The following is a 13,310-nucleotide window of genomic DNA, read 5'->3' as shown; positions in this document are numbered from 1 at the left end:
GGACGAGTCGAACCGGCCCCACTCCGGCCACGGACCTTAGACGAAGGAGAAGAACATGCCACTCGTACGGATTGACGTGATTGAAGGACGCCGGGAAGAAGAGGTTCAAGCGCTCTTAGAGGCAGCTCATCGCGCTGTCGTGCTCGCATTGGGTGTACCCGAGAGAGATCGCTACCAGATCTACAAAGCGCATGCCAAGGGGCATCTTGTCGTTCAAGATACAGGCTTGAACATCGATAGAACTGACGACGTAGTGATCTTTACGATCTTCAGCAAGAAGCGTGATGAAGCTCTCAAAGTGAAGCTTTACAGAGCACTCACGGAGCACCTAGCGACGTCCTGTGGCATCGCTCCGAGCGATGTGGTCATTTGCCTTATTGAGAATGGGGATGCCGATTGGAGCTTTGGAAATGGCAGCGCTCAATTCCTTACAGGTGATCTTCCGTAGTCCGCCTTCGCGGTAACTGGCTAACATGTCAGCGTAGCGAGGAAGAGCTATCTCACGCCCCCGCGTTGCTACTACAGCCCTTGGCTGATGTGGTGGTAAGACACTGCACAGTAGGGAGTGCATTGGTTTGCCCGATCGAAGTTCCGGCACGGCCAGAACCCCAGATACGCACCCCATAGGTGCGCTTTTTCTGCCTTTTCGTAGCATCAGACATTGTTCTTAGGTGTAATTTGTGGTTCCCTTTCCCATTCAGTCGTAGAGGTTGCTCTTCCTGCAGCATCGGTCTGGAACACTTGGCGTTGTTTCTTCGAACAAGCCATTCGCGATGGTGAACTTGTGGACGGTCTGATTGCCCGCTTGATCCTGTACTAGAGTATTTGTAGCACTACTGTTTACGAGAAGTCTTGTGTAGTTTATTCGTTCCGATCCGTTGTCCTGATTACATTCAGGACAACGGATCGTCAGTTTTGCAGTCGAGCTTAGAAGCGAAGCTTGACTGCGAATTGATACTGACGGGGAACGTAGTTCGGATCGACCTGCGCGACCGTACCGAAAGCCGCATTGCCCAATTGTGTGCTGCTGTTGCCACCATTGTTGTTGATGTAAAAGTTTGGCGTGTTGGATATGTCGAAGCACTCTGCACGGAACTGGACCGTAGCACGTTCCATGATGGGAAAGTCCTTGAAGAGCGATAGGTCGACGTGGCGGAAGGTTGGACCTGAGAGCGAGTTACGCTGCGAGGTGCCGATTGTTCCAAGGGGTTGAGGGGCGAAGGCAGCCGTATTGAAGAACTGCGTGCTTGTCTTATGGGAGAGACGGGGATTACTGATTTGATTTGGCCTATCGCTTCCACCGTTGTTCACAGGTGTAGCCCTGTTGGTATAGATACCATCGATACCACTACCTCCATTTACGATGGAGAAAGGCTTGCCACTCTGCCAGACCGCAATCGTGTTGATCTGCCAGCCGGCAAGGACCTGCTTCTTGATGCCGGTAAATCCTTTGCCGTATTGAAACTCGTAGTTCAGAGATAAAGCGAAGCGGCTCTTGATATTGTTTTCGGCGATGCCATATTCAATCTGACCAATCCGTGTTGGGTCAGCGTTACTCCATCCCTGCTGGCCCTCCTCGGAGAAGCCCGTGATGTCGCTTAAAGCCTTGGCAAAGGTGTAGTTTGCGTCGAACGCAAGCCCCTTCGTGAAGCGGCGCTGGATCGACGTTTGTAGAGCATGATAGTTCGAAACTCCCTCACTCTGAAGCCATCCGACTTGGCCCAAATTGCCCAGCGTTGACGAGAGTGGGCGAGCAGAAGAGCCTGTAGCCGGATCAAAAGGCTTCGGTACATTAATATCGTTGATTGTCTCTGGCAGATGTTGGCCTATGTTTCCTACATAGCCGATGGTGACGACGTTCGCTCCAAACTGCTTCTCCACTTGCAGGTTGAACTGCTGAATCAGTGCAGATCGAAAGTGTGGATTCTCCGCAACAAAGGAAAGTGCGGGACTACTAATTGTCTGTGGAGCAGGAAGCGGAAGTCCTTGGTCAAAGGTGGTACTAGCGCCGGCGATGCTCGCGCAGTCCGGATTCTGGCCAGTGGTTATGCCCTGACTTGCCTCGATCTGCACGGCCGCACTCGACTGGCAGTTGGGTGAGTAGACGGAGACAAACGGCGCGTTCTTAAGGTCGGCGTTCGATGTGTAATTGCCTGGGAAGAAGCTTAGTCCATACCCTCCACGAACCACCGTGGTCGGCGTAATCGAGGTGGAGAAGCCAAGCCGCGGAGCGAGATTGGAGTAGTCTGTCTGAATTCCTGCGTGTCCATCGACGCCGTTGGCCCCCGCCACCTTGAGAGAAGAGGCGATCGTTGCAGCCGTAGATCCCGAAGCTTGCAGGAAGTCAAAATTCGAAATGTGATTATGTGCTTCTGTGAACGGGGTGAAAACGTCGTAGCGGATGCCGAAGATTAGGGTAAAGTTCGGCGTGATCTTCCAGCTGTCTTGAACGAAGCCACTCGGTTCATAACTTCGGTAATCCGGTGGGTTCAAGTTGTAGTTGCGGCTTGCGGCAGAGAAAGCTCCCACGAGCGAGGAGGCAAGATTATTGTCCTGCGTCTGTTTCAGGTTGCCCGAGACGTTATCGCTTGGTAGGCCAAAGGTATACTGACCAGCAGCGAAGGCACTCTGTATGTTGCGCGCTTGGCGACGTATGAAGCTTCCACCAGCCTTTATATTGTGGGCGCCCTTCGTATAGCTCACACTTCCTGCGTATTGAAACGTGTTGTCAATATCCTGTAGCGGAACGTAGGCGCCATCTCCGATGTCGCTGAATGGTCCGAACTGGATGGGTGTCAAGAAGGAGGAAAGGGCGTTGAAGTTCATATTTGATCCGAAACCCAGCTTTGTGTCAGGATTCGAACCGTAGTTCAGCGGAAGCGATAGGTTGTTGACTCGCGTGAAGGCTGCTCGCAGATCAACCACGAGGTTCTGATTGATGATGTGTGTGAGGCCAAACGCATACTGCTGTGCCGTACTGGTCGCAGGACCCGCAAAAATATACCGCCCTCCGCTGATGTCAAGTCCGTTGGCGTTCCCGAGCGCTTGAGGCGTGTTGGTATCAACCTTGTTGTAGGAGTACCGGCCGAAGAACATATTCTTTGCACTGAACTTGTGGTCGACCCGAGCGTCGAAGATATTGCTGTACTGAGTACGATTAGGGCTGACGGTGTAGTTGTTTGCCAGACCCGCAGACGTTGGCGCGGGGAACAGCAGCAGATAGTTCAACGCGATAGGATCAATAACCCTTCCCTGCGTACCTTTTCCAGCGGCGACCAGGGCAGATGGCGAACCCCCACCGATGCTATGAATGTTGTTGTACTCGTCGATCGTCGGCACCGTGCTGTTGTACGTGACACCGGCTACCTGGCGATACCCTTCATAGTCTCCGAAGAAAAAGGTGCGATCTTTGAATACTGGACCTCCAACGCTGGCTCCAAACTGATTCTGCCGCAGTTCGGGCTTGCTTCCTGTTGTCTGGAAGACGTTCCGGGCATCGAAGATGTCATTACGGAAGAATTCGTAAGCCGTGCCATGAAACTGGTTGGTACCGGAGCGCGTCACGATGTTGACCACTCCGCCCGCCGTACGGCCTGCCTCAGCAGAATAGCTATTCGTCTGAACGGTGATCTCCTGGATTCCTTCGACATTTGGCTTGACGCCGATGGTGCCGATCACACGCTCGTTGTCGTCGATACCGTCGATCACATAGTTGTTCAGGGTGTCATCCTGCCCGTTGACAGAGAAGCCACTAGTATTGCGACGGTCGTCCGGACGGCCACCACTGGTCAGACCATTGCCTGGTCCTTCATTTGCCCCGGGCACGAGCTGAACCAACTGCACGAAGTTTCGCCCATTAAGCGGAAGGTCTTGCACAGCCTTCGCTGTCACAGTAGAACTGACGACGGCGTTATCAGCCTGCAGTAGGGGGGTCTGCGCTTCAACGGTCACAGTTTCTGATGAGCCGCCGGTCTCCATGTGGATATCGGCCCGGGCGCGGTCGCCGGCCTCGACGGGCAGGGTTGACGTCGCTGAGGTTTTAAAGCCTTCTACCACAACTGTGACGGTGTACCGTCCCACAGGAAGAAGGGTGAACTGGTACTCACCGGTTGCGTTGGCAGTGGCATTTCTCTGATCATGAGTGTCAAGGTTGAGTACAGTCACCTTGGCTCCAGGGATAACAGCGCCTGTTGCGTCCGTAACCGTTCCGACAATGTCAGCCGTTGTGAGTTGTCCAAATGCGAAAGAATGGGCAAAGATGAGGATTGCTGCGAGTAAGAACCAACGCAATGCTCGTCTGGAGTAGGTCTCTACGCACTGGCCAGTGCAAGGTGAGTCTGTCTTTCGTATCGATTTAATCATAGGTAGTTCATTCCTGTGTTGCAGGGTTTATCGAGCGAGAACAAAGGACAGGCGAGGGCAAACGAACTTCTGCGCCTCATCCGCGAACGTTTCGTTTCGTCACTGCACTCTACGCGCCGGCCCGCATAAGCAACAGGTACATTCTGGTATGAACCCGTTAGGTAAAGACTGATATAGGCCATATCTTCAACATTTTGGCGTAGGTAAAGAAGGTAAAGAGTTACAGCTTGTCAGATCATCAGGGACAGGCTTATGCTGAGTCAGCTTGAAAGGCTCGCATCATGTACACCACACACGAACCGACGTCCGTCGCCGCACCTATGAGCGAAGAGGAGCGCGATCGCGTACGTCTGCAGCTTCACCGTCTGCTTGAGACTCACCACTTCAAGAACAGTCGAAGGTACCCTGCTCTTCTACGTTTCATTGTGGAAGAGACACTTGAGGGCCGTGGCGAATACCTCAAGGAGCGTCTACTCGGTGTACGTGTATTTGATCGCCCACCTGACTACGACACCGCGACCGACCCCATCGTTCGCGTTACCATCGCGGAGGTACGGAAACGGATCGCGCAGTACTACCATGATGAAGAGCACGACGCCGAGATGCGAATCGAACTGCTACCTGGGCGATACGCTCCGGAGTTTCGCACCCGGGAACCGAAGAAAGTTTTCGAGGCTCTGGAAGACCCAATACCATCTTCACCCGCCTCTGCCTTGATCTCTGCCGCGCCCGCCGATTCTGAGAGGCGAAGGATCTTCGGTTGGCAGGTCATCTCGTTTGTGACAGTGATTATTTCTGCCATCGGATTGTTTGGCTACGTGCACTTTCTCCAACCCTCCGCTCTGGAGGAGCTCTGGGCACCAATACTTGGCTCTAGGCAGCCAATTCTCTTCTGTATTCCTACCGACGTTGGCAAGCGGCCAGGACCTGCCTCAGCGTCCGAGGTGGGCAATACCAGCTCTACCATCCGTAACTTCGACTCAGCAGTGGGTAGAGGTTCTACCTTCCTTGTACACGAGTCGCTTGATGAGAACGTCGTCTATTCCGATGTACTGGCCACGCTGAAGATTGCGGATCTACTTACCCTCCATCATCGCAGTTACAGAGTACGACTCAATGTGGCTACAAGCCTTGAAGATCTGCGCGACGGGCCTACGATCCTGATTGGCGGGCTGGATAATCAGTGGACGATGCGTGCGCTTACTCCACTCCGCTTTCGCTTTACCGGCAGTGATCGGGAGCGATATTGGATCTCAGATCAGCTGAATCCAGCCGCGAAGGAGTGGTCGTTGGATCTCAAGCAGCCTTATGGTGCGGTCACAAATGACTACGCAATCATCGCGCGGCTCCACAATCAACAAACAGGTCAACCCGAGATGGTCGTAGCAGGCATCGGCATGAGCGGGACCGCGGCGGCCGGAGAGTTCATCTCCGACAGCAATCAAGTCGAAGAGTTGCGGCGACGGCTTGGCCCTCGCTTCAAGGATCACGACTTCGAAGTGGTGCTGAGCACGGATGTAGTCAACGGAATGGCAGGCTCCGCCAAGATACTCGCGGTCACGATCTGGTAAGCAGAAAGTGATCCGTACAACAAGCAGAAGGCACGTTGGACAAGCCTAAGAGAATCTGGGAAGAAGTGTGACCGCCAACCCAAGAAATCAGCTTAGACCCCGCGGTGAGGCGAATGCTGGATCCTTTGATCGGCAAAGTTTCAGTCACTAAAGGTCCTTTGCCGTTGATCTTCGATTGAGAGATCAATCAGCCCTCGGCGACCATCGTAACCCCGCCTGCAGGCAGCGTGTAATCCTTGAGAAATGGAACAATGAATGCGGCCCTATCAAGATGCAGGAGCAGGCCGCGGCTCGTGTAGATGACCGTGAGTTCGTTGTCTCCGACCAGTTTCATCTCGAGGATGGGTGAAAGCACGCCATGAACCAAGCGGTAGTCGGCGAGCCGGCGAGTGATGCTGCCCTCCATGCGGTCGAGGAGCCTTGATCCAGAGCGTGACATCGTTGCCGCCCGCGCCTTGAATGGAAGGCGGCCACCGGTTGAGGAGCCTCCCCCATACGGGCTGAGAACGGTGACTGTCGCGCCGGCAAAGCTAGGTTGCCAGTAGGCCGCGCAGCGAGGGAAGGCGCTCGGCTTCGATGCCGAGACCACGAAGCTCCCGTCGGCTCCTGGGAGGGGAAGGGACCGACCGACACGATAGAGGAGCAGTTCAAGAACGCCGGTTTCGATCGCCATCATCCCCGCATTGCAAAGTATCTAGAACTCTCGATCCGGATGCTCGACCTGCCGCGTCACCTCGGCCAGCACTCGAGCGGCAACGGTTTTAGGGCTGGGGCCCGAAGTCTGGAACCATCCAACCCGCATCGTCAATCGCAATGCTATTTAAGCATCCTTGGCTGCCTCCGCGACGCGGACTTCACTGTCGTCTTTGCCTTGGTCTTGATCGATTCGCCGGTCTGAAGATTGCGACCGAGACGCGCAGCATGCTGAGCTCTTACGAGCTTGCCGAGGCCCGGGATCGTGAACTCCCGTTCTTTTTTGTCTCTTCGTTGCGGTTGCTGCCCGGAACTCGATGATTTACAGAACCTTCTCGTTCTTATATTCGTTGACAATCTCGTGGGAAATCAGCCAGTCTGTCGGCTGAAGAAGCAAAAGGTTCAAAGCGCTCTACAATTGTTCGTCGACGGTCTACACTGACAGGTGGTAGAGTTCCACTGTACCTAGATAGGGTGGTTGTTGTGGCAATCAACTCTGTTGTGCTTGTAGAGAGGCAGTTGTCTTATCGAGCACAGCTTATAACCACGTTTCTGCTCACCTTAGCCTGTCTGCTGCTCGCGATAGTAGGTTGCGGCTCGCATCCCTCAAACCCCTCAAACCCGGCTCCGCCGACAAATCTGGTTTATCCGCAAAGTACCATCACCGCGATGGTAGGCCAGGAGATCGCTGCAGATACTCCTTCTGTCACCGGAACTGTAACGAGCTATACCATTAGTCCAGCGCTTCCTGCAGGACTCAACCTCAACGCCACGACGGGAGCAATCTCTGGAACGCCGACAGCGGTCGCAGCACAAGCTACCTACACCGTGACTGCAATGAGCTCTTCGGGCAATACGACGACCACCTTGCAGATTGTGGTCAATGCACTCGCGCCAACACTCCTTGTCTATCCGCAAACCGCTATCGTCGCGACAGTCGGCCAGGCCATCACGCCGGATATGCCCACCGTAACCGGGACCGTAACGAGCTTTACCGTCAGTCCGGCGCTCCCCGCTGGACTTAGTCTCAGTACGTCGACTGGAACAATCTCCGGCGTCCCGACCATGGTCGCGGCTCAGGCGACCTACACGATTACAGCCACGAATCTTTCAGGCTCAACGATGGCGGCCGTACAAATTGTCGTGAACGTGGCCCCGCCCACCAATCTCGCTTATCCGCAGACTAAGATCACGGCCGCAGTAGGCCAGGCGATCGCCGCAGACATCCCAAGCGTGACCGGAATCGTGACCAGCTACACCATTTCTCCTGCGCTTCCTGCAGGACTTAGCCTGAATGCCACGACAGGAGCCATCTCCGGAACCCCAGCCGCAGCCGTCCCGCAAGCGACCTACACCGTTACCGCCGCCAATGCTTCCGGCAATACGACAGCAACCGTGCAGATCGTCGTCAACCTCAGCGCCCCAACCAACCTCATCTATCCGCAAACAAACATTGCTGCAACAATCGGCCAGGCTATCGCCACGGATACGCCAAGCGTGACCGGAACCGTGACCAGCTATACCGTCAGTCCTGCACTGCCGACTGGACTTAGCCTGAGCGTGTCGACAGGAGCCATCTCCGGAACCCCAGCCGCAGCCGTCCTACAAGCGACCTACACCGTCACTGCCGCCAATGCTTCCGGCAATACGACAGCAACCGTGCAGATCGTCGTCAACCTCGGTGCCCCAACCGGTCTCGCCTATCCACAAACAACCATTGCGGCAAACGTCGGCCAGGCCATCACTACGGATACACCTACAATTACCGGAACCGTGACCAGCTACACCATCAGTCCTGCACTTCCAAATGGACTGAGCCTGAGTGCAACGACGGGAGCCATCTCCGGAACCCCAGGTGCCGTCAGCGCGCAGACTAATTACACAATCACCGCAAGCAACGCCGTTGGCTCAACCACCGCAAACCTTGGCATTGCGGTGGCCAGCTTCAGCGTCTTTAGCCTTGTGGATCTAGGTCACGCCAATCAGATCTCCCTCCTGCGTCTCCAACCCACCCGTCTCTTCAGTCAGGACATCAGTGGTCACTGGGCGTTGTGGGACTACATCGCAACCAACGAGCTAGCCAGTGGCGATGCAATTGCGCCGAACCCGAAACTCCCCTATCCAGCGGATATGGCCGGTGCAGCGCTGGCTATCGGCGCTGCAAATACAGTTGAGATTCGCTCCAATGCGAATGGCAAGCTCATCACTACCGTGAGTTTGCCCGCTCTCGCCCGAATCTCCTGGTGGAAGCTTGCGACCGACGGCAGCTATGTCGCTGCTGGCTACTCTTCGGGGCTTTTTGTTTGGAGTACGGCTGATGGACACCAGCTATTCACCCGTTCTGGCGACTACTCGCGAGCCAACGCCTTTGCCGCTCCACAACAGCTTCAGGTCGCACTTGGGCCAGCAGGCAACAATGTGATCGAAACTGATTCCATCCCGAACGGAACCTCGTCCATCGGCCCAGTCTTTCTTGCCAATTTCAACACTTGGTTTACTGATGGCAGCCATTTCATTACCAACACGCTGGACCTCAACCCACCGTTTTCGCCGCCTCTCTATAGCGTCTATACGTACTCTTCCCTCTCGAGCCAGGAAGGCATGATCTCTCTCAACTCGTTAGAGGGTCTTAACGGGTACGGTAACTGGCTCTGGCGCTTCCCATCCAGTTCGAGCCTCATCTTTTACACGGTCGGAGCGACCACCCCGGTCATCTCGTACCCCTTCGGCTCGATCACCACACTCGTTCCCTCAGGTTCTACAATCGGTCTGCTGGCCTATGGAACGGGCGCCGCCTCTATCGTTGACCTCTCCGGTTCAACCCCAGTCCTCACGCAGGCCACGCTGCCCGTTGCCTATGTAACTACCTTTGCTGCAACCTCTCCCACGCAATGGGTCGCTGGAAACCACAATGGAGTCGTCCTCGATGGCCCGAGTGTCACAACCAACACCCGCTTCTTTGGCTACGGCAACGCTCTAAGCATCGCGGGAGCACCTGGGCTGGTCTCGATCGCCACTGCCTCAGGCAAGATACTTTCCTACAATCCCGATTCCCCAACGATCACCAACACCATTAACTTCACTAGCTCCAAGCTAGCCCTCTCGATCGACGGAACTGTTCTCGCCGCTAAAGCAAGCGATGTCGAGTCGCAATATGAACCCGACCGAACTCTCAACATTTATTCGCTGCCCGACGGCACTCTTACCAAAAGCTTTCCTTATCAATTTGTCGACACGCCGCCCACTCCGTTTCTCTTCGATTTCACGCTCTCTGGCTCAGGCACTGCCCTTGGTCAACTATTAGGCACCTATAACGGGCTGTACTTCGATTACACCCGCCAAGTCACCCCGCTTGCTGGTACTCCCATCATCTGGTCCGACCACCCAGCTTCCGGCGTCTATGAAGGAAGCGAAGCCATGTTCCTATCACCCGATGGAACCCTCGTGGCCGCCTCGACGGGCGACTACTCGGCGACCTCCCAGACCAGCATCTACAAGAACGGTGCGCTTGTCGCGACCGTGAACGGTTTCATCGTTGGCTGGATCGACAACAACCGACTCCTGGTCAACAACTTCACTGGGAACAACGGCAATGGGACCTTGGCCAGTACCGGGGCAGCGATCTTCGATGCCACGGGCAACCAGCTCGCTAACCTGCCCACGCTTCCCCAACTCGCTCCACCTCAGAATTCGGGATATCTTGGTGGCTTCCAGACTGTAAGCCCCAACGAGATCTATTCACCAGTCACCTATTCCATCTATTCCCTGAGTACTGGCGCGCTTGTTTGGACAGAACCCCTCCTACTTGGTAAAACAACTGTGCTGTTGAATCAAGGAGTTTCAACCATCGCCGGGAACTACCTTGTCTTCAACTCAGGTTCTCGCATACTCGTTGACATACCGTAGTCGCCGACGGACTGCTGAGTAATCGAGGGCTGACGGTTCACACCGGAGTATTCTGGCTCCCCCGGCTCTTTGAGAGTTTTTGTCTTCACTCGCCCGTGTCAAAGAAGACGCAGCTCGAATACTATTCCGCAGGATCGTAATTAAGATTTGGTCCAAGCCATCGCTCGACCTCTTCTACACTCATACCCTTACGTTCGTGGTAATCGTCGACCTGATCACGATCAATCTTGCCGAGGCTGAAATAGCGGGATTCTGGGTGAGCAAAATAGATGCCACTGACACTCGATCCAGGCCACATTGCGAACGACTCCGTAATAAGCATCCCAGTGTTGGCCTGCACATTGAGGAGACGCCAGAGCGTACCTTTTTCCGTGTGGTCCGGACAAGCTGGATAACCGGGAGCCGGCCTAATTCCCCGGTATGTCTCACGGATCAGTTCCGCGGGGCTGAGATCTTCTGCAAGTCCGTACGTCCACTCATCCCGCACTCGCTTATGCAGACATTCGGCGAACGCCTCGGCCAGTCGGTCTGCAAGAGCCTCAGCCATTATCGCGTTGTAGTCATCGTTCTCAGCTCTGAACCCATCACATAATTCCTTAAGGCCGATTCCGCTTGTTACAGCAAACGCACCGATATGATCCCGAAGCTTCGTTTCCTTCGGCGCTATAAAGTCAGCTAGTGATCGGCAAGGTTCATTTCCTTCTCTATTCGCTTGTTGGCGGAGAAAATGGAACCGCTCAAGCACCTCGTCCCGTGTGTCGTCCGCGTACAATTCGATGTCATCGCCGACGGCATTGGCAGGAAATAAACCGTACACACCACGGGCCACGATCAGGTTCTTCTCAATAATTACGTCCAGCAGCGCATTGCCGTCAGCGAAGAGCTTGCGGGCCTCGGCACCTTGCTCCTCGTGATCGAAGATGCGCGGATAGATGCCCTTCATGCCCCAAGTATGGAAGAACGGTGACCAGTCGATGTACTCGCGCAACATATCCAAGGGAAAGTTATCCAGCACACGGATGCCGATGAACTCGGGTGCAGGCAGGTCCTCACAGCGCCATTCGATTGGAGTGTGCCTGGCACGAGCGGTCTCAAGCGCAATTGTCTTCTGCTTTGGCGCGGAGTGCTTCTTACGTATCGCCTCGTAGTCAGCGCGATGACGTAAAACAAACTCAGCTTTTCCGTCATCGCTAAGAAGACTGGTTGTTACTGGAACTGCTCGACTCGCGTCGAGCACGTGGATTACCGGCTCGCTGTAGTGTGGCGCAATCTTAACCGCGGTGTGCGCCCGGCTGGTGGTAGCTCCGCCAACGAGTAGCGGCAGTTTGAAGCCCTGACGCTCCATCTCCTTCGCCACGTGCACCATCTCGTCAAGAGATGGCGTAATCAGCCCACTGAGGCCAATCAGATCAGCTTTCTCTGCCTTGGCCCGTTCGAGGATCTTTTCGCACGAGACCATTACTCCCATATCGATAACTTCGTAGTTGTTGCACGCGAGCACGACGCCGACAATATTCTTACCGATGTCGTGAACGTCCCCTTTGACCGTTGCGAGGATAATCTTTCCTTGCGCTTTGACGACAAGACCAGCCGCTTCCATCGCAGCCTTCTCGGCCTCCATAAAAGGGGTGAGATGCGCGACGGCTTTCTTCATCACGCGTGCAGACTTTACAACCTGGGGCAGAAACATCTTGCCTGCACCGAACAAGTCACCCACCACGCTCATACCAGCCATCAATGGACCTTCAATTACAAGAAGTGGGCGGCCTAACTTAATGCGGGCTTCTTCGGTGTCGATTTCTATATAGGAGTCGATGCCTCTCACCAAAGCATGCGAAAGGCGCTCCTCCACAGCGCCAGCGCGCCACTCTTCAGCCTTCTTCTCACTGACGATCTGACCGACGTTCTTGAGCTTTTCACCGTGATCTACGAGGCGCTCTGTGGCATCGGGACGTCGATTGAGCAGCACGTCTTCAACCAGCATCTTCAGCTCGGGTTCGATCTCCTCGTATACCTCAAGCATCCCGGCGTTTACGATGCCCATGTCCATACCGGCGGAGATTGCATGGTAGAGAAACGCCGAGTGCATTGCCTCGCGAACTTTGTTATTGCCGCGAAAGCTGAACGAAATATTTGATACACCGCCCGAAACCTTCGCGTGCCGCAGATTAGCTTTAATCCAGCGCGTTGCGTTGATAAAATCGACTGCGTAGTTATTGTGCTCTTCCATGCCCGTGGCAACGGTTAGGATATTTGGATCGAAGATAATGTCCTCAGGCGGAAAGCCAACCTCGTCGACCAGTATCCGATATGCGCGCTCACAGATGCGGATCTTTTCTTCGTACGTAGCCGCCTGGCCTTGCTCGTCAAAGGCCATCACCACGACCGCCGCGCCGTACTTCAGCACTGCAGCGGCGTTCTGGCGGAACTTCTCCTCGCCTTCCTTAAGCGAGATCGAGTTGACGATTCCCTTACCCTGCAGGCATTTCAGTCCCGCTTCAATGACCTCCCACTTCGAGGAGTCCACCATGAAGGGAACCTTCGCGACCTCTGGTTCGCTCCCCAGCAGTTGCAGGTAGCGCGTCATCGCCGCAACGCCATCGATCATGCCCTCATCCATACAGATGTCGATGACGTTGGCTCCGTTCTCCACCTGCTGCCGGGCCACACTCACTGCCTCTTCGTACTTACCTTCTTTCACCAGCTTTGCAAATTTGGGCGAGCCGGCCACGTTGGTCCGCTCACCAATCATGATGTAAACGCCAGGTTGCTGAGTAA

General features: G+C 54.9%; 7 protein-coding genes. 3 read left to right on the top strand and 4 right to left on the bottom strand.

The features are described from left to right. The first annotated feature begins 55 nt into the window (after positions 1-55). Positions 56-448, top strand: coding sequence for a tautomerase family protein (locus OHL20_RS19900; RefSeq protein WP_263384895.1), 393 nt, complete (start codon positions 56-58; stop codon positions 446-448). A 479-nt stretch (positions 449-927) separates the two neighbouring features. Here OHL20_RS19900 and OHL20_RS19895 read toward each other — a convergent pair whose 3' ends face one another. Then, a complete protein-coding gene (locus tag OHL20_RS19895) occupies positions 928-4,290 on the bottom strand; it encodes a TonB-dependent receptor (protein WP_263384894.1) in 3,363 nt (1,120 codons plus the stop codon). Positions 4,291-4,643: 353 nt separating this feature from the next. Between OHL20_RS19895 and OHL20_RS19890 the strand changes: the two genes are divergently transcribed. Next, the gene (locus OHL20_RS19890) at positions 4,644-5,933 is read left to right on the top strand and encodes a hypothetical protein (protein WP_263384893.1); all 1,290 of its coding nucleotides are present in this window, start codon (positions 4,644-4,646) and stop codon (positions 5,931-5,933) included. Between the two features lie 187 nt (positions 5,934-6,120). On the opposite strand, the gene OHL20_RS19885 is transcribed toward OHL20_RS19890, so the two are convergent. Both OHL20_RS19885 and OHL20_RS19880 read right to left on the bottom strand, forming a co-directional pair. Further along, positions 6,121-6,609, bottom strand: a complete 489-nt coding sequence (locus OHL20_RS19885) for a hypothetical protein (RefSeq protein ID WP_263384892.1) — start codon at positions 6,607-6,609, stop codon at positions 6,121-6,123. 140 nt (positions 6,610-6,749) lie between these two features. Then, entirely contained in the window at positions 6,750-6,983 is a 234-nt protein-coding gene (locus OHL20_RS19880) for an HU family DNA-binding protein (protein ID WP_317890978.1), read from the bottom strand. Between the two features lie 162 nt (positions 6,984-7,145). On the opposite strand from OHL20_RS19880, the gene OHL20_RS19875 reads away from it, so the two are divergent. Continuing rightward, complete coding sequence (locus OHL20_RS19875; protein ID WP_263384891.1) at positions 7,146-10,532, top strand: Ig domain-containing protein; 3,387 nt, start codon at positions 7,146-7,148, stop codon at positions 10,530-10,532. 121 nt (positions 10,533-10,653) lie between these two features. Here the strand turns inward: OHL20_RS19875 and metH are convergent, their stop codons facing one another. Continuing rightward, positions 10,654-13,284, bottom strand: a complete 2,631-nt coding sequence (metH, locus tag OHL20_RS19870; RefSeq protein ID WP_396272500.1) for a methionine synthase — start codon at positions 13,282-13,284, stop codon at positions 10,654-10,656. Positions 13,285-13,310: the final 26 nt, after the last annotated feature.

The sequence above is a fragment of the Granulicella arctica genome (assembly GCF_025685605.1).
GTDB classification, from domain to species: domain Bacteria; phylum Acidobacteriota; class Terriglobia; order Terriglobales; family Acidobacteriaceae; genus Edaphobacter; species Edaphobacter arcticus.
This window is presented reverse-complemented; position numbering and strand designations above follow the sequence as displayed.